Source organism: Streptomyces toxytricini (genome assembly GCF_014649915.1).
Lineage (GTDB): Bacteria > Actinomycetota > Actinomycetes > Streptomycetales > Streptomycetaceae > Streptomyces > Streptomyces toxytricini.
The window spans coordinates 89,896-107,188 of the sequence record NZ_BMTY01000027.1; the positions used below are offsets into that span (position 1 = coordinate 89,896).

The following is a 17,293-nucleotide window of genomic DNA, read 5'->3' on the forward strand; positions in this document are numbered from 1 at the left end:
CCGTCCGCCCCCCGCACTGCCCATCCGGCCGCGAGAGTGTGACCGTCCACGACGATGCAACCCCCGCACAGGGGAGGGAACATGACGACACGTCTTGCGGGCCGGGCCTTCGCGCTCGTCCTCGGTCCGGTCCTGGCCACCGCACTGTCGCTGCCGGCCGAGGCCCACGGCGTCCGCGAAGTGCACCCGAAGGCCGAGACCGCGGCCCTGTTCGACGACGGGCCGGGCGGCGACGCCAACGCGGACGACCCGGCGATCTGGCGCAACGCCGCCGACCCCGGCCGCAGCCTCGTGATCGCCACCGCGAAGCAGGGCGGGCTGCGCGTCTACGGCCTCGACGCCCGGCAGCTCCAGTCGGTCCCCGCCCCGGCCGGTCCCGGCGCCGGCGACGCGCCCGGCCGCTTCAACAACGTCGACCTGGTGCACGGGCTGCGCCTCGCGGGAGCGCGCGCCGACGTCGCCGTCGTCACCGACCGCGGAAACGACCGGCTGAGGATCTACCGGATCGACCGCGACCGGCCGGGCGGCCCCCTCACGGACGTCACCGACCCCGCAGCACGGCCCGTGTTCTCCGCCGGGCAGGAGGAGGTCAACGAACAGGCCACCGCCTATGGCCTGGCCACGTGGACCGACCGCAGCACCGGGCGGTCCTACGCGCTCGTCAGCCGGCGCAACCGCACGAGCATCGCCCTGCTCGAACTGCTGCCGACCCCCGTCGGCACCGTCGACTACCGGCAGGTCCGCACCCTCGACCTGCCGTCGTCCTTCCGGCTGCCGAACGGCACCTCCTGGACGCCCTGTGCGGAGCCCGGCGAGCTGCCGCAGGTGGAGGGCATGGTCGTCGACCCCGCGAACGGCACGCTGTACGCCGGGCAGGAGGACGTCGGCATCTGGCGGATCAAAGCCGATCTCACCGGTCCCGCCCGGCTCATGGACAAGGTCCGCGAGTACGGGATCCCCGGCACCTACGACGAGGAGACCGAGGAGTGCACGCCCGGCGCCGACCCCGGCTACGGGGGCAGGCAGCTGTCGGCCGACGTCGAGGGCCTGACCCTGGTCACGGAGCCCGGGGGCGACGGCCACCTGCTGGCCTCCAGCCAGGGTGACGACCGGTTCGTCGCCTACGACCGGGAACCGGCGGACGCGAACGAGTACGAGGGCTCCTTCCGCATCACCGCGGCCTCGGCGGCCCTCGACGGCTCGGAGGCCTGCGACGGGGCCGCCGCCCTGAACGCACCGCTCGGCGCCCGCTACCCCAATGGGCTGCTGGTCGTCCAGGACGGCCGGGAGACCCCCGGCGACGGCGACCGCGAGGCCACCGGCTTCAAGTTCGTCGACCTGGGAGAGGTCCGCAAGGCCCTCGACTGACAGGAGCCGCGGCGGCGGGCCGGCCCTCAGACCGTGCCGAGGGTCGCCGCGCCGAACGACACGTCGAAGCGGTCGCACCAGATGCTGACGCTGGTGTACCGGGCGGGGTCGGTCCCGGCCGGCAGGGGGTAGTTCTGGTCGCCCTTGTTGGCCTTGAGCTTGCCGAGGCTGACGTGCTCGCCGTCGTCGAAGACGTGCCAGCCGTCCCGGCCCTCCTTGACCGGAGCGTCGGCGAGCCACACGTACAGGGCCGGGCCGTCGCTCGTCTCCAGGCCCTCCAGGCGCAGCGTGTACGAGCCGTCGGCCAGCCGGAGGAGCTTCACCGACCCGGTGGTGGTGTGCTCGTGGCTGATGAACGAGCCGGACGCCACGGTCCGCGGGCCGGCCGGGGCGGGCGGCGCGGTCCCGGCGCCCGCCGTGGGGGAGGGGGCGGCCGTGGCGCTCGGCAGGGCCTCGCGCAGGGTGCGGTCCGTCCACAGCTTCCACGGCTGGAACCAGTACGTGCCGAACGCGACGGCGACGACGCCGACGACCACGAGGCCGATCAGCATCTTCCGCCTTCCGCTCCCCAGAGCCGGCATGGGACGTCCTCTCCGTATGCATCACAGCGCGTGGCGCAAGGCTACCCGCCGCGCCGGGGGCATCAGGCGGCCGGCTGGTCGAGCTGCCAGAAGAGCCGGTTGCGCAGGCAGCCGTCGAGGTAGGGGACGCCGTCGGTGTGGCCCGAACCGCTCGCGTTGCCGAGCATGCGCGCGGCGATGCTCCGGTGGGTGGCCTTCCACCGCTGGTGCCGCTCCTCCAGCCGGCCGATCGCACCGTGCAGCAGGCTCCACCCGCGGGGGTCGATGCCGCTGCTGCGGCGCAGGTCGAGGTAGGCGCGGGTGAGGGTGTCCCGGTCGGCGTCCTCCGCCTCGGCCCGTACCGCGGGGACGTCCGCGAACGCGGCCGACGCCAGCCGGGCGGCGGGCGGCGTCCCGCAGAGGACCTCGAACCGCTTGTACTGCTCGGACTGGATGGCGCTGGCGCCCTGCGTGAACCGGCGGAAGGACGAGAAGTGCCCCGGGCGCATCGTGGCGACGAGCCGGAACAGCGCGGAGGCCCGGCCGAACAGGGCGGCCGCCCGGTCCACGTGCTCCGCGGCCCCGGCGGGCCGGCCGTCCCGCAGCGCCCCGACGGCCGACCGGACCTCGCCGGCGATCGCCGTGAATAGCATTTCGTGCGTCTGGAGCACGCGGATGAAGAAGTACTCGTCGTGCAGGACGTACACGGGCTGCACGGTCACGTCGAACCACCGCCAGGCCTCCGTCGCGGGCGGCCTCGGCAGCGCATCGGCGATCCCGCTCCACTGCGCCGGGGAGGGGCCGACGGCGTCGGCGAGGTCAGGGGCGGCGAACCGCAGCGCGTGCCGCAGCCGCTTGCGCAGGACGGCCGGATCGGGCGGATCCCGGTCCGAGCGGTCCCCGCTCACGACCGCCGTCGTGATCTCGAAGCGTGCGACGTCGGCGACGAGGAGCGTGGCCAGGCGGTCCGGGCCGGGCGCGCCGCCCGCCCCCTCCAGGACCAGCTCCAGCACGGGCAGTGCGAGGTAGGTGCGGTTCCCGTACACGCCGTCGTGCTTGTCGAGGACGCAGTCCAGGAACGCCCGGACGAACGGACTGCCCGACGTCGACGGGCACGCCCGGAAGGCGCCGAGGCGCTCCAGGAGGGGCTGCGGTAGGAAGTGCTTCCCGGTCCGGCGCACCTCCTCCGTCACCCGCTGCGCCAAGTGGATCCCGTCGCCGGTGAACCGGTGGGTGAGGCAGTGCGTCGTCATCGGGCTCGTCTCCTCGCCGGGTCGAACCCCCGCCGGTCGGCGGGAGTGGGGAGACTTCGATTAGGCGACACGGCAAGCCGACCGGTCAGGCCTCGTCTTCTCGTGGCTTGACAACGAGCCCGACCGGCAGGCCGGCAGTGCTCAGTCGAGACAGAATTCGTTTCCCTCGATGTCCTGCATCACCATGCAGGACTCGTTCTCCTCGTCGGCGAGCATGAGCCGCACGCGGACCGCACCGAGAGCGGCCAGCCGCGCGCCTTCGGCTTCGAGCGCGGCGAGCCGCTCCTCCCCGACGAGCCCGGTGCCGACCCGCACACAGAGGTGCAGCCGGTTCTTCACGACCTTGCCCTCGGGGACGCGCTGGAAGAGCAGCCGCGGTCCCACACCCGAGGGGTCGCTGCACGAGAACCAGGCGACGGGCTCGCCGCCCGGCCGGGACCGCCCGAACTCCTCCCACGTGGCGAACCCCTCCGGCGGCGCCTGCGGGACATAGCCCAACACCTCGCACCAGAAACGGGCAAGCCGCTCCGGATCCGCACAGTCGAAGGTCACCTGAAACTTCTTGATCGCTGGCATCGGGCCAGCCTACGGGCCGCCCGGTGACGTCTCGGCCGCCCCGTGGACGACCACTACGCCGAAGCCCCGGCCCCTGCGCTGGGGGCGAACCCGCTCCCCTGCTCGGCGAACACCTTGATCGCGGCGCCCAGGAATTCCACGAGCCCAGGGTGGTAGGCATCGTGGAACGCCCGCATGGCTTCGTCCTCGGCGTAGAAGAGCGACATGCCGACGTACGCCTCCCTGGAAGGGGTGTAGAACCGGCAGGCGATGTCGAAGTGCCTGCGGACGAGCTCCTGGATCCGCTGGTCCCCGGGCTGGGAGCCGCCGTCCAGGAGGGCCGAGATCTCCCGGTACAGGACGTCCCAGTCCTGGTGGACCCGCTCCCGGTCCACATGCTCCCAGTCATCGGTCTCGGCCAGACTCTTCGCCTGCTCCTCGGCCAACGACCGGCGGCACGCGTCCTCGTAACTGCTCCCCACGGCACCGGTTCCCATCGTTGTCGGCATCGACCGCCGTTGATGATCAACGACGGTTCCGGCCGAACGCTGACACACAGCCGGCGGGGCGGCAAACCATTTCCCGGGCAGGCCTGGCCCGGATCCTGCCCATCGACTCCTGAACGGGCAGCGAGGCCGCTGCGAAGTGGTTTGCGCGGGAATCCCCGGGATTCGCAATGGCGTGTGCCCCGCTGATCCCGGGGGATCGGCGGGGCACTGTGCCTTGCGCCGCCGGAATCGGAACCGGAACCGTTTAGAGCCGTGTGGGCGAGGCCGTCAGCGGGATGCGCCGAAATCCTGCGTCCAGTAGTGGTTCGGCTGGGCGAGGCCGACGCCGATTTCCTTGAAGGCGCAGTTCAGAATGTTCTGCCGGTGGCCGGGGCTGTTCATCCAGCCCTGCATCACCTGCTCGGCGGTGCTGTAGCCGTAGGCGACGTTCTCGCCGTACGTGCGCCACTCGTATCCGGCTCGCGTGATGCGTTGGCCCGGGTCGGACCCGTCGGATCCGGTGTGGGACATGGTGGAGTGGCTCGCCATGTCCTCGCTGTGGGCCTGGGCCGCCTTGGTCAGCTGCTCGTTCACGGTGAGCGCCGGGCAGCCGACGGCCGCGCGCTCCTTGTTGACGAGCGCGAGGATCTGGGCGGCGGCGCCGGAGTCGGGTGCGGCGGTCGGCGCGGAGGGCTCGGGCGCGGCCGGGGCCTGCGGTTCCGGCTGCGCGGCCGGCGGCGGCGCCGGGGCCTCGCGTACGGGGGCCGGCTCCTGTACGACGGGCGCGGCGGGGGCGGGCGCGTCCTGTACGACGGGGGCCGCGGGGGCTTCGGGCGCCGCGGGGGCGGCCTCGGCGGCGGTGTGCTGCCAGGCGCGGGACTCGTACCGCTCGGCGGCCCGGGGGCGGGGCGCGTCCTGCGTGTCGAAGCAGGCCATGGCCGCGGTCGGCACGCCCAGGATTCCCACGGCGCCGACGGCGACGGCTATTTTCCTGTAGTGCGTTTTCTTCTTCCGGTGCTTCTGCATGTGACCTCATTCGGTGATCGCGAAGCTTCCGGCGGCGGTGACGGAACCCGGCGCCGGAGGAGTCGCCATTCTCAGAAGTCCGGCAACGCGCTGGCAAGTTCCACCGGCCCATTTCCGGAGGAGATCCGGAACGCCGCTTGAAATACGCCGCCGATCATGTATGGCACCGTGGGCGGGGTTTTCAGGAGGGCCTGATGGGCTGCCAGGAACCGCTCTGAACAGTGCAGTCCCGGCGAGGGGGCCGACCACCGCGAATTCCTTTTCCGCAAGAGAGGGGAATGTCGCCGCCAAACCGGACAAAACGCGATATGTCGATCACTCGGTGCGGTGAAGGGGCCGGTGCGGCCTGCCGGGGCGCCGTGACGTATGTCACGGAACCATGCGGGGGGTGCCGGGTTTCAGAGGGTTTCGCTGAGGGAGTCCGCCAGGCGCCGGCGGGCCGTGCGGGTCGCCGGGAGGGCGGCCGCGGCCGCCGCGCCGAGGACCGCCGCGGCCACGACCGCCGCCAGGACCGGCGGTTGCGGCAGGCGGGCGATGCCGGCGCCGACACCGCTCGACGCGGCCTGCAGGTCGACCAGCAGGACGCCGCAGAGGGCGCCCGCCGCCGTCCCCACCAGGGCGGCCGCCAGCGCCGTCAGCCCTGCGGCCGTCACGATCGTCGCGCTGATCTGCCGGGGCGTCAGCCCGATCGCCTTCAACGCCAGCAGGTCCCGGCCGCGGTCGCGGACGCCCGTGCTGACCAGCGTCAGCACCTCCGTCAGCCCGATCAGCGCCAGCACCCCGACCAGGGCGGCGATCACCGCGCGGGCGGGCTCCAGCCCCTCGACGGGGCTCGGGGCCTGCCGGACCTCCAGCGTCCCGGCCGCCGCGCGGTCGACGGCGTCCCGGACCTCCCGGGGGTCGGCGCCGTCGCGCAGCACCAGGGCGTGGTGGTCGGGGCGCAGCTGCGGGTCCCGTTCGCGCAGCGCGTCCATCGTCGTGGTGATCACGCGGCCGCCGGACTCCGGCTCGATGGTCCGGCCGACGACGTGGAGGATCTGCGGCCGCCCGGCGACGGTCATCCGCACCCAGTCACCGACCCGCACCCCGAGCAGGTCCAGCAGGCCCTGCCCGGCCACGGCCTCGTCGGGCCCGCCGGCGGCGCGGCCCTCCACCACCGCGGAGGGGTACGGCTCGCCCGCCGTGCCCAGCCCGCGAAGCGTGATCGTGCCGGTCTGCCCCGGCACGAGCGCCGCCATCTCGGCGCCCGGGTGGACGGAAGCCACGCCGGGCACGGCCGCGAGGATCCGCTCCGCCTCGGCGTCGGACGGCCCTGCCGGCTGCTGGGCCCGTACGGTGAGCGCGGTCGCCAGACCGACCTGCGCGGGCCGGCTGCGGAACTGGTCCAGCGTCGACCACGCGACGAGGGCGACGGTGACCAGCGCCAGCGGCAGGGCGAGCCGGGACACCGCGGCGAGCGTCCTGCCGCGCCGCGGGAAAGCCGCCCGCCAGCCCAGCACCAGTGCGGGCGGCACCCGCAGGCCGAGCGCCCGCCGGCCGAGCGCCGTCATCGGCGCCGCGGACGGCAGCGCCGCCCGCGCCACCGGCACCGGCGGCACGCGCCCGGCCCGCCACGCCGACAGCCCGGTGGCGGCCGCGATCAGCAGCACCGCACCGCACGGGATGCCGATCATCAGCGCCGTGTGGCCCGGCAGGTCCGGCCACACCTGCGCGGCCTCCCCGATCCGGCCCGGTATCCGGGCGCCCAGCGAACCGATAGCGGCCGTTCCGAGGGCCACGCCGAGGACGGCGAAGGCCAGGTGCTGCACGAGGAACCCGCGGGTCACCTGCCAGGGCGTGAACCCGACGGCCTTCAGGACGGCGATGTCCCGCAGCTGGCCCCGGACCCGGGCGGCGATGGCCCCGGACGCGGCGAGGGCCGCAGCGAGCAGCGCACCCACCCCGAACACGGCGAAGACCTGCCCGAGGAGCCGGTCGTCCCCGCCCGCCTCGGCCCGGGCCTGCTGCCACTTGGCCACCTGAGCCACCCGGTCCGCGCCGAGGACGGTCACCGCGCGCTGCACGGTGAAGTCGGTGTCGGCGGGATCCGCCAGGCGCAGCCCGACGCTCTGCCCGACCTGCCCGCCCGCCACCGCGTCGAGGGTGGCGGGGGACACCCAGCCGAGGCCGGCCGCGCCGCCGGGCCGGTAGCGGGTCTCGGCGGTCTCGGCGATCCCCGCCACCCGCAGGGCGTGCGGTGCGCCGTCCGGCCCGGTGAGGCGCACGGTGTCGCCCGGCTCGGCCCACAGCGCCCGCGCGAGGGACCGCTCCAGTACGACGGAGCCGGCCGTGGGGCCGCCGTCCTCGGCCGTCGGCAGCCAGCCGCCCGCGGTGACGAGCGGCCGGCCGGTGTGCGGGGGCTCCGCCCCGGCGGCGCGCAGCGTCAGCCCGGCCCGTGTACCGCGCGACTCGGCGGTGGCTGCCGCCGTGCGGAACGGCCCCGAGAGCGCGGCGACCCCGTCCAGCCCGGACAGCGCCTCCGCGTCGGCGGCGTCCGCGCCGGCCGGGGCGTCGGCCGCGGGACGCGTGTGCAGCCAGACGTGGGCGCCATGGGACTGGTTGAAGATCCGCTGCCAGGGGTTCGCGGCGTACCCGAACAGGGCCCCGGCCAGCAGCAGCGAGGCGATGATCCCGGCACTGGCGAGGACGACGAAGAGGGCTTCGCCGCGGTGTGCGCGGAAGTCGGCGTGCGCCCAGCGCAGCGTGGCCCGCACGGTCACTCCTTCAGGTCGAGGACGCGGGAGACGCCGCCGGGCTTCTCGCGGCGCCCGCCGCCGAGCTGCGCGTCGTCGGCGATGCGCCCGTCGAAGAAGCTGATGACGCGGTCGGCGGCGCTGGCCATGCGGGCGTCGTGCGTCACCATCACGATCGTCTGGCCGCGCTGGTGGAAGCGGGAGAGCAGGCGCAGCACCTCGCGGGTGCCCTTGCTGTCGAGGCTGCCGGCCGGCTCGTCGGCCAGGAGCAGGGCGGGGTGGTTGACCAGCGCGCGGGCGAGCGCGACCCGCTGCTGCTCGCCGCCGGACAGCTCGCCCGGCATCGCCCGCTCGCGGCCCTCCAGGCCCAGCTCGGCCAGGAGCTCGGCCCGCGAGTCCCGCGCCGCCTTCGGGGAGGCGCCGGCCAGCAGGGCGGGCAGTTCGACGTTGTCGGCGACGGTCAGGTTGGAGACCAGGTTGAAGAACTGGAAGACGACGCCGATGCTGCGGCGCCGCAGGACCGCCCAGCGGGCCTCGCGGAAGGTGTCGACGCGCTGCCCGCCGATCCACAGCTTCCCGCCGTCGGGGCGCTGGAGCCCGCCGATCAGGTGCAGCAGCGTGGACTTCCCCGCCCCGGAAGGCCCGGTGACCGCGACGAACTCGCCCGGCCGGACGGTCAGGTCCACCCCGCGCACCGCGTGCACGGGGGCGCCCTCGCCGTGGTGCGTCTTGGTCAGGCCCTCGGCGCGCACGATCGGCGCGGGCGCGGGCGCGGGTTCGGGTGCAGGCGTCGGTCCGGGCGCGGCAGGAGCGCCGCCGGCGGCGTCGTCGCTCATTCCAGCTCCTCCTGGCAGCGTTCCAGCCAGTCGAGGTCGGCCTGGAGGTGCAGCATTGCGCCCTCGATCAGCAGTTGGGAGATCTTGTTGTCGCGGTCCTCGGAAGCGGCCAGCTTCGACAGGTCCCGCATGGTGTTGAGGTACTGCCGCCGCTGCCGGTTGATCAGCGTGATCGGATCGGCCATCCCCGACTGCGGCGCGAGGGCGAGCTTCATGAAGAACTCGTCCCGTACCCGGGGCTCCTCGGCGGTGTCCTCGAACCAGGCGAGCACGGCCTCGCGCCCGGCGTCCGTCAGCCGGTAGGTGCGCTTGTTGGGCCGCCCCGACTGCTCGACGTCCTCGCCCTCGATCAGACCGCTCTTCTCCAGCCGGCCGAGGGTGACGTAGATCTGGCCCACGTTCGGCTGAGGGTACGCGGCGCCCAGGAGCTTCTCAAGGTCCTGCTTGAGCTCGTAGCCGTGGGCGGGGCCGCGGGTCAGGAGTGCCAGGAGCGGCAGACGCACGCGCTCCCCCCTCCTTCCCGCACCGTAGGCGACCGATGACCCCTGCAGCGGTCCGGTGGCACCGCCGCCCGCCCCGCCCTGCCTGGGCGTCTAGTATCGCCCATGCCTAACGGGTATATATAGGCCGTACTGGTCGGCGACGCAGCCGGATCGTGTACTGGGAGGAACCTGTGCGGTGGATGCGTGCCGCGGGCAGGGCTCTCCTGGCCGCGGCGGTGGTGCTCGCGGGGTACTCCGGCTTCGGCGCCCACGCCGGCGCCGGTGCGGACGCGCCGGCCCGCGGGCCCCTCACGCTCGCGACGGCCGGCGACCTGACCGACTACCTCTCCCCGCTCCTCGACGAGTGGAACGAGCAGCACCCCGGCGAGCGCGTCACCCTCGTCGAGCTGCCCGAATCCGCGGACGAGACCCGCGCCCAGATGACCAGCGAACTGCGGTCCGGCAGCAGCCGCTTCGACGTGCTCAACATCGACGTCGCCTGGACGTCCGAGTTCGCCGCCGCGGGCTGGATCGCCCCGCTGCCGCGCGGCCGCTTCCCGCTGGAGTCCTTCCTGCGCCCGGTGGTCGACACGGCCACCTTCGAGGGCCGGCTGTACGCGGTCCCGTACGTCACCAACGCAGGTCTGCTCTACTACCGCAAGGACGTCCTGGACCGGGAGGGCGAGAAGCCGCCGGGCACCTGGGCGGAGCTGGCCCGGCAGGCGGCCGAGGTCGCCCCGCGGCACGGGCTCGACGGCTACGCGGGCCAGTTCCTGCCCTACGAGGGGCTCACCGTCAACGTCACCGAGGCCGTGCACTCGGCCGGCGGGGCCGTCCTGCGCGACGACGGCGCGCGGGTGGCAGTCGACTCGCCCGCCGCGCGGGCCGGCCTGCGGTTCCTGGCCGACGGCGTGCGGGAGGGCTGGATCCCCCGCGACGCCCTCGGCTGGAAGGAGGAGGAGTCCCGGCGGGCGTTCCAGGACGGCCGGCTGCTCTTCCTGCGGAACTGGCCGTACGTGTACGCGGAGGCGAGCGCGCCGGACTCGAAGGTCGCGGGCCGCTTCGGCGTCGTGCCGCTGCCCGGGCCCGACGGGCCTGGCACCAGCGTCCTCGGCGGCTCCAACCTGGCGGTCAGCAGCCGCTCGCGGCACCCCGCGTCGGCAGCGGACCTGATCTCCTACCTCACCAGCGAACCGGTGCAGCGCAAGGTCCTCACCGAGGGCGCGCTGCCGCCCGTGCGGGCCGCCCTGTACGAGGACCCCGAGCTGGTGCGCACGTACCCGTACCTGCCCACGCTCCGCGAGAGCGTGCTGTCGGCGGTGCCGCGGCCCAAGAGCCCGCGCTACGACCAGGTGAGCATCGCGGTGCAGGCCGTTGCACAGGACCTGCTCGCGCTGCGGCAGACACCCGAGCAGGCCGTCGCGCGGCTGGCGCGCGAGCTCGACGCGCTCACCCGCAAGGGCTGACGCGGGCGGCCTGCACGGCACGCGGGCGGCACTGACCACCATCCGCACCTCCTCCAGGGCGTCTACCTACATGTTAGGTAGGCGCCCTTCGTGTGTCGCGCGGTACATCGAGTCCGATAAAGGGACGAAACCCCCTAGTTGGCAGCCAGTTTTGCGACACACCGTTGACACCTTCCGGTCGCCGCTACTTAACATGCATGCATAACAGCGCACCTGATCAGGGCGCTCTCGCATTCAGCAGAAACAGGTCGACGCGAGATGCTCAGCACCCTTCCGGCCGACTCCGGCCTCCCCTCCCGCTCAGCCGCCGCCCGCGATGCCTGGTGGCGCGACGCGGTGATCTACCAGGTCTACGTCCGCAGCTTCCTCGACAGCACCGGGGACGGCATCGGCGACCTGGCCGGCGTCCGGGCCGGGCTGCCCTACCTCAGGAAGCTCGGCGTCGACGGCATCTGGCTCAGCCCGTTCTACCCCTCGCCGCAGCACGACCACGGCTACGACGTCGCCGACTACTGCGGCGTCGACCCCGTCTACGGCGACCTCGCCGAGTTCGACCGGCTGATGGCGGACGCCCGCCGCCTCGGCCTGCGCGTCCTCCTCGACATCGTTCCGAACCACTGCTCCAGCGAGCACCCCTGGTTCCGCGAGGCGCTCGCCGCCGCCCCCGGCAGCGCGGCCCGCTCCCGCTTCCACTTCGCCCCGGGCCGAGGCCCGGACGGCGCCGAGCCGCCGAACAACTGGCGGGCCATGTTCGGCGGCCCCGCCTGGTCCCGGACCACCGGCCCGGACGGCGCCCCCGGCGAGTGGTACCTGCACCTGTTCACCCCCGAGCAGCCCGACCTGAACTGGCGGAACCCGGCCGTCGGCGACGACTTCGAGCAGATCCTGCGGTTCTGGCTGGACCGCGGTGTCGACGGCTTCCGCATCGACGTGGCCGCCGGCCTGTTCAAGCACCCGGACCTGCCGGACTCCGACGACCCCGAGGCCGACGAGCGGGCCCGCGACGCCGTCAACCAGCTCGCCTGGAACCGGCCCGAGGTCCACGGCGTGTGGCGCCGCTGGCGCGCCGTCTGCGAGGAGTACACCGCCCGCGACGGCCACGAGCGGCTCCTCGTGGGCGAGGTGTCCGTGCCGACCGCCCGCGAGCACGCCGAGTACGTCCGCCCCGACGAGCTCCACCAGGCGTTCTTCTTCGACCTGCTCAGCGCCCCCTGGGACGCGGACGCCTTCCGCTCGACGATCACCGAGGCGATGCGGGACATCGCCGGGACGGGATCCACCGTCACCTGGGTCCTCAACAACCACGACCAGGTCCGCACGGTCACCCGCTACGCCGGCGAGCCGGGCGTCGAGGGCAGCGGCCTGGGGGCCGCCCGCGCCCGCGCCGCCGCCCTGCTGATGCTCGCCCTGCCCGGGGCCGCGTACGTCTACCAGGGCGAGGAGCTCGGCCTCCCCGAGGTCCTCGACCTGCCCGACGAGGTCCTCACCGACCCGATCTTCCGCCGCACCGGCAGCCGCAAGCACGTCCGGGACGGCTGCCGGGTACCGCTGCCCTGGTCCGGGCACGCCTCCCCGTTCGGCTTCACCCAGGCCGCGGACGGCGCCCGGCCGTGGCTGCCGCAGCCCGCGTGGTTCGCCGAGCACGCCACCGACCGCGCGCTCGCCGACACCCGCTCCTTCTGGCACCTCTACCGCGACGGCCTCCAGCTGCGGCACAGCCTGCCCCAGCTCGGCGACGGCACCCTGCGCTGGCTGGACGCCCCGCCGCAGGTCCTCGCCGTCGCCCGCGGCGACGGCCTGGTCTGCGCCGTCAACTTCGGCACCGAGCCGGTCCCCGCCCCCGTCCCCGGGGCGCCGCTGCTGGCCAGCGGCCCCTGCCCGGACGGCGTCCTCCCCGCGGCGACAGCCGCCTGGTGGACGGGGGAGTTCCCGGCCCCCTGAACCGGCGCGGGGGCGGCCCTCTCCCCGCCGGCCGTCCCCGCCGCCTCGCCCTCCGCTGAATCCCCGCCGTCTCCACCGTCCTCAGCCCGGCCTCCTCGAAAAGGACCCCGTCATGCGACGACCCGCCAAGACCGCCCGGCGCACCGCGCTCACCGCCGCGACCGCCCTCGTCCTCGCCCTCACCGCCACCGCCTGCGGCGGCGGCACCACCGGCCCCGCGAGCGGCGGCGAGCTCAGCGGCCAGACCGTCACCGTCGCCGGCGTCTGGACCGGCAGCGAGCAGAAGAACTTCAAGAAGGTCCTGGACGCCTTCACCGCCAAGACCGGCGCCAAGACCGTCTTCGTCCCCTCCGGCGACAACGTCTCCACCTTCGTCGGCAGCAAGATCGAAGGCGGCAACGCGCCGGACGTCGTGATGGTCCCGCAGGTGGGCGTCCTGAAGCAGTTCGCCAAGGAGGGCTGGCTCCAGCCCCTGTCCGACGAGGCCGCCAAGACCGCCGGCGACACCCTCGCCCCCGTGTGGCGCAACTACGGCACCGTCGACGGCACCTACTACGGCCTTTACTTCAAGGCCGCGCACAAGTCCACCGTCTGGTACGCCCCCGACGCCTTCACCCAGGCCGGCGTCACCGAGCCCAAGAGCTACGCCGACCTGCTGAAGGCCGGCCGAACCCTCGCCGACTCCGGCCGCCCGGCCTTCGCCATAGCGGGCGAGGACGGCTGGACCCTCACCGACTGGTTCGAGAACATCTACCTCTCCCAGGCCGGCCCCGAGAAGTACGACCAGCTCGCCCAGCACCGGATCAAGTGGACGGACGACAGCGTCGTACGCGCCCTGACCACCCTCGGCGAGCTGTTCAAGGACAAGCAGCTCGTCGCCGGAGGCGCCCAGACCGCCCTCCAGACCGACTTCCCCACCTCCGTCGAGCACGTCTTCGGCCCCCAGCCCAAGGCCGGCATGGTCTACGAGGGCGACTTCGTCGGCGGCGTCGCCAAGGACCAGTTCGGCAAGACGCCCGGCAAGGACGCCAAGTTCTTCCCGTTCCCCGCCGTCGACGGCGGCAAGGCCCCCGTCGTCAGCGGCGGCGACGCCGCCGTCGTCCTCAAGCAGGGCAAGAACCCCAAGGCCGGCATGGAACTCCTCGAATTCCTCGCCGGTCCCGAGGCGGCCGCTGTCTGGGCCGGCGCCGGAGGCTTCCTCTCCCCGAACGGCAAGGTCGACCCCGCCGCCTACGCCGACGACACCACCCGCAGCACCGCCCGCTCCCTCGTCGACGCCGGCGACTCCGTCCGCTTCGACATGTCCGACCAGGCGCCGGCAGCCTTCGGCGGCACCAAGGGCGCCGGCGAGTGGAAGATCCTCCAGGACTTCCTGCGCGACCCCTCGGACCCGCAGGGCACGGCCGCCAAGCTGGAGGCCGAAGCCGCCAAGGCCTACGGGAACTGAGGCCCTCCATGGCTCCCACCGCCACCGCCCCCGCCCGCGCCGCGGCCGACCCGCGGCGCCGGGCCCTGGCGAGGAAGCGCCGCCTCGCGGTCGCCTTCGTCCTGCCGGCGCTGCTCCTGCTCGGCGCGCTCGTCGTCTACCCGGTGTTCTTCTCCTTCGGCCGCAGCCTCTTCGACGCCAGCGGCGACCGGTTCGTCGGGGCCGGGAACTACGCGGCGATCCTCCAGGACCCCGCGACCCTCAAGGCCATCCGCAACAGCACCATCTGGGTCGTCGTCGCCCCCACCCTGCTCACCGGCCTCGGCCTGGTCCTCGCGGTCCTCACCGAGAAGGTGCGCTGGGCGACCGCCTTCAAACTGGTGCTCTTCCTGCCGATGGCCGTCTCCTTCCTCGCCGCCGGGATCATCTTCCGCCTCGCCTACGAGCAGAACCCCGACCGGGGCGTCCTCAACGCCGTCGCGGTCGGCATCCACGACACCTTCGAGGACACCGCCGCCTACCCCACGGCCCGCGCCCGCGAGGGCCACGGCCTGGCCGGCGCCCCCGGCGGCCCGTACAGCACCGAGCGGACGGTCCGCCCCGGCGGCTCCGTCGGCCTCGGGCTCGTCGGGGTCGGCCCGGACGCCCTGCCCGCGGCCGCGAAGCCCGCCTCCGCACCCGCGGACACCCCGGGCGGCACGGACGCGATCACCGGCACCGTCTACCTCGACTTCGCGCCGGGCGGCGCCGGCACCCCCGGCACCGTCGACCCCGGCGAGAAGGGCCTGCCGGGGATGAAGGTCGAGGCCGTACGCGGCGGCGAGGTCGCCGCGACCGCCACCGCCGCCGCCGACGGCACGTTCCGCCTGGCCGGACTCGCCCCCGGCGAGTACACCGTCCGCCTGCCCGCGGCCAACTTCGCCGCCCCGTACCAGGGCGTGGACTGGCTGGGCCCGGCCCTGATCACCCCGGCCGTCATCGGCGCCTACCTGTGGGTGTGGACCGGCTTCGCGATGGTCCTCATCGGCGCCGGACTCGCAGCCATACCCCGCGACGCCCTGGAGGCCGCACGGATGGACGGCGCCAGCGAGGGCCAGATCTTCCGCAAGATCACCGTGCCGCTGCTCGCGCCCGTCCTCACCGTCGTCTTCGTCACCCTCGTGATCAACGTGATGAAGGTCTTCGACCTCGTCTACATCATCGCCCCCGGCCCCGTACAGGAAGAGGCCAACGTCCTGGCCACCCGCATGTGGCTGGTCTCCTTCGGCGGCGGCAACGACCAGGGCCTCGGCAGCGCCCTCAGCATCGTCCTCCTCCTGCTGGTCGTCCCGGCGATGGTCTTCAACATCCGGCGGTTCCGAAGGAGTGGAACATGACCAGCCACGGCACCATCGAGCGCCGCCCCACCCCTCAGGAGGCGGCGGCAGCCCGCCCGGCCGCGGCCCCTTCCGGGCCGCCCCGCCGGAACCGCGTAACCCGCCTCCTCGGCAGCGGCCTCGTCCAGGGGCTGCTCGTCCTGGTCGCGCTCGTGTGGATCACCCCGCTCGCCGGCCTGTTCCTGTCCTCGATGCGCTCCGAGGAGGACAACGCCTCCGGCGGCTGGTGGACGGCGCTCGCCGACCCGGCGCAGCTGTCCTTCGACAACTACACCGCCCTTCTCGCCGATTCGGGCATCGCGACCGCCTTCGGGAACACGGTGCTGATCTCGGTACCCGCGACCGCCCTGGTCGTCGGCATCGCGGCGCTGGCCGGATACGCCTTCGCCTGGCTCGAGTTCCCCGGCCGGGACGGCATCTTCCTCGTGGTCGTCGGCCTGCTCGTCGTCCCCGTACAGGTCGGGCTGCTGCCGGTCGCCAAACTCATGGGCGCGGTCGGGCTGTTCGGAACCGTCGCCGGCGTCGTCCTCTTCCACGTCGCCTACGGGCTCCCCTTCGCGATCTTCCTGCTGCGCAACTACTTCGCCGAGATCCCGCGCGAGATGCTGGAGGCCGCCAGGATGGACGGCGGCAGCGAGTGGCGGATCTTCTTCCGCCTCGTGCTGCCGCTGGGCCGCCCCGCCATCGCGAGCCTCGCCATCTTCCAGTTCCTCTGGGTCTGGAACGACATGCTCGTGGCGCTGCTCTTCGCGGACAGCGGATCCCAGCCGCTCACGGTCGCGCTCCAGTCCCAGATCCGCCAGTTCGGCAGCAACATCGGCGTCCTCGCGCCCGGAGCGTTCCTGTCCCTGGTGGTCCCGCTCGTGGTGTTCTTCGCCTTCCAGCGGCACTTCGTCCAGGGCGTGATGGCCGGCTCGGTGAAGTGAAGCCCGGCGGGGGAGGGGCAGCCCGCCCACCGCATACGGAAGGACCGCATCGCCGTGCGATGCGGTCCTTCCGTATGCGGTGCGCCCGGGCCGCGCGGCCGGGGCGGGGCTCCTGCGGTCAGCCGGCGCCCCCGTTGCCGCCGTTGCCGCCGCGGCCGCTGGTCTGGCAGCCGGCGCCGACGCACACGCCGCCGTTGCCGCCCCTGCCGCCGTTCCCGCCGTCGCCGCCGGGCGGGGCCGCCCCGCCGTTGCCCCCGTTGCCGCCGTTCACGCTGCCGTGGCAGGAGCCGACGCACACGCCGCCGTTGCCGCCGTTCGTCCCGTTGGCGCCCGTACCGCCGTCGGTGCCGTTGCCGCCGTTGGCGCTGCCGTTGCAGCGGCCGACGCAGACGCCGCCGTTGCCGCCGTTGGTCCCGTTGACGGTTCCGTTGCAGTTGCCGACGCACACGCCGTCACCGACCTGGACGGTCCCGTTGCCGATCTTGACGTTGCCGGCGCCCGTCTTGCCCTTGCCGATGACCTGGCCGAGGCCGAGACCGCGGTTGCCCGTGGAGCCGCTGTCACCGGGCGCGGGGGCCGCCGTCGCGGTCGCGGGCGCCTTCACCGGGGCTGCCGAGGCGGCGGGTGCCACGGCGCCGGCACCGATCAGGGCGGTGGAGACGACGAGTCCGAGTCGGAACTTCCAAGAGCGCATGTGCATGGCATTTCTCCTGCCGGTCCTCGTGCGGCCCGGGCGGTTGTCGGTCGGGGGTCGGATGTGGCGGGATGTCACGGGCAGAAGGGGTGGGTGCCGTTCATGAGGGCGGTCCAGTTGCCTTCGAGGTAGTGCTTCTTCCAGGTGTCGAGCTGCTGGGCGGG

Annotated in this window: 15 protein-coding genes; 6 read left to right on the forward strand and 9 right to left on the reverse strand. The window is 73.7% G+C overall.

Annotated features, from left to right (window positions below; genetic code table 11):
* The first annotated feature begins 81 nt into the window (after positions 1-81).
* On the forward strand, positions 82-1,368 hold the full coding sequence (locus IE170_RS28650; protein ID WP_189812369.1) for a phytase: 1,287 nt from the start codon (positions 82-84) through the stop codon (positions 1,366-1,368).
* A 26-nt stretch (positions 1,369-1,394) separates the two neighbouring features.
* On the opposite strand, the gene IE170_RS28655 is transcribed toward IE170_RS28650, so the two are convergent.
* The 8 genes from IE170_RS28655 to IE170_RS28690 form a co-directional block, all read right to left on the reverse strand.
* Positions 1,395-1,949 carry a DM13 domain-containing protein gene (locus IE170_RS28655; protein WP_229885253.1) on the reverse strand — a complete coding sequence of 185 codons (555 nt, stop codon included), beginning with the start codon at positions 1,947-1,949 and terminating at the stop codon, positions 1,395-1,397.
* Positions 1,950-2,011: 62 nt separating this feature from the next.
* A complete protein-coding gene (locus tag IE170_RS28660) occupies positions 2,012-3,181 on the reverse strand; it encodes a tryptophan 2,3-dioxygenase family protein (RefSeq protein WP_189812370.1) in 1,170 nt (389 codons plus the stop codon).
* 141 nt (positions 3,182-3,322) lie between these two features.
* Complete coding sequence (locus IE170_RS28665; RefSeq protein WP_189812371.1) at positions 3,323-3,757, reverse strand: VOC family protein; 435 nt, start codon at positions 3,755-3,757, stop codon at positions 3,323-3,325.
* Positions 3,758-3,810: 53 nt separating this feature from the next.
* Positions 3,811-4,218, reverse strand: coding sequence for a TipAS antibiotic-recognition domain-containing protein (locus IE170_RS28670; RefSeq protein ID WP_229885255.1), 408 nt, complete (start codon positions 4,216-4,218; stop codon positions 3,811-3,813).
* Between the two features lie 294 nt (positions 4,219-4,512).
* Complete coding sequence (locus tag IE170_RS28675; RefSeq protein ID WP_189812373.1) at positions 4,513-5,250, reverse strand: CAP domain-containing protein; 738 nt, start codon at positions 5,248-5,250, stop codon at positions 4,513-4,515.
* A gap of 398 nt (positions 5,251-5,648) precedes the next feature.
* Positions 5,649-8,003, reverse strand: coding sequence for an ABC transporter permease (locus tag IE170_RS28680; RefSeq protein ID WP_189812374.1), 2,355 nt, complete (start codon positions 8,001-8,003; stop codon positions 5,649-5,651).
* A gap of 2 nt (positions 8,004-8,005) precedes the next feature.
* Positions 8,006-8,818: an ABC transporter ATP-binding protein gene (locus IE170_RS28685; RefSeq protein WP_223855754.1), complete on the reverse strand. Its 813-nt coding sequence runs from the start codon at positions 8,816-8,818 to the stop codon at positions 8,006-8,008.
* Entirely contained in the window at positions 8,815-9,321 is a 507-nt protein-coding gene (locus IE170_RS28690) for a PadR family transcriptional regulator (RefSeq protein ID WP_189812375.1), read from the reverse strand. Before IE170_RS28690 ends, IE170_RS28685 begins: the two co-directional genes overlap by 4 nt.
* Positions 9,322-9,491: 170 nt before the next feature.
* Here IE170_RS28690 and IE170_RS28695 point away from each other — a divergent pair, with 170 nt between their 5' ends.
* The 5 genes from IE170_RS28695 (at position 9,492) to IE170_RS28715 (ending at position 16,435) form a co-directional block, all read left to right on the forward strand.
* Complete coding sequence (locus IE170_RS28695) at positions 9,492-10,766, forward strand: ABC transporter substrate-binding protein (RefSeq protein WP_189812376.1); 1,275 nt, start codon at positions 9,492-9,494, stop codon at positions 10,764-10,766.
* Positions 10,767-11,024: 258 nt separating this feature from the next.
* The gene (locus IE170_RS28700) at positions 11,025-12,707 is read left to right on the forward strand and encodes a glycoside hydrolase family 13 protein (protein WP_189812377.1); all 1,683 of its coding nucleotides are present in this window, start codon (positions 11,025-11,027) and stop codon (positions 12,705-12,707) included.
* 112 nt (positions 12,708-12,819) lie between these two features.
* Positions 12,820-14,154 carry an ABC transporter substrate-binding protein gene (locus tag IE170_RS28705; protein WP_189812378.1) on the forward strand — a complete coding sequence of 445 codons (1,335 nt, stop codon included), beginning with the start codon at positions 12,820-12,822 and terminating at the stop codon, positions 14,152-14,154.
* Between the two features lie 8 nt (positions 14,155-14,162).
* Positions 14,163-15,509: a carbohydrate ABC transporter permease gene (locus IE170_RS28710; RefSeq protein WP_189812379.1), complete on the forward strand. Its 1,347-nt coding sequence runs from the start codon at positions 14,163-14,165 to the stop codon at positions 15,507-15,509.
* Positions 15,506-16,435 (forward strand): carbohydrate ABC transporter permease, encoded by a 930-nt coding sequence (locus IE170_RS28715; RefSeq protein ID WP_189812380.1) that lies wholly within the window; start codon positions 15,506-15,508, stop codon positions 16,433-16,435. Before IE170_RS28710 ends, IE170_RS28715 begins: the two co-directional genes overlap by 4 nt.
* Before the next feature lie 118 nt (positions 16,436-16,553).
* On the opposite strand, the gene IE170_RS28720 is transcribed toward IE170_RS28715, so the two are convergent.
* Positions 16,554-17,135 carry a hypothetical protein gene (locus tag IE170_RS28720; RefSeq protein WP_189812381.1) on the reverse strand — a complete coding sequence of 194 codons (582 nt, stop codon included), beginning with the start codon at positions 17,133-17,135 and terminating at the stop codon, positions 16,554-16,556.
* Positions 17,136-17,293: the final 158 nt, after the last annotated feature.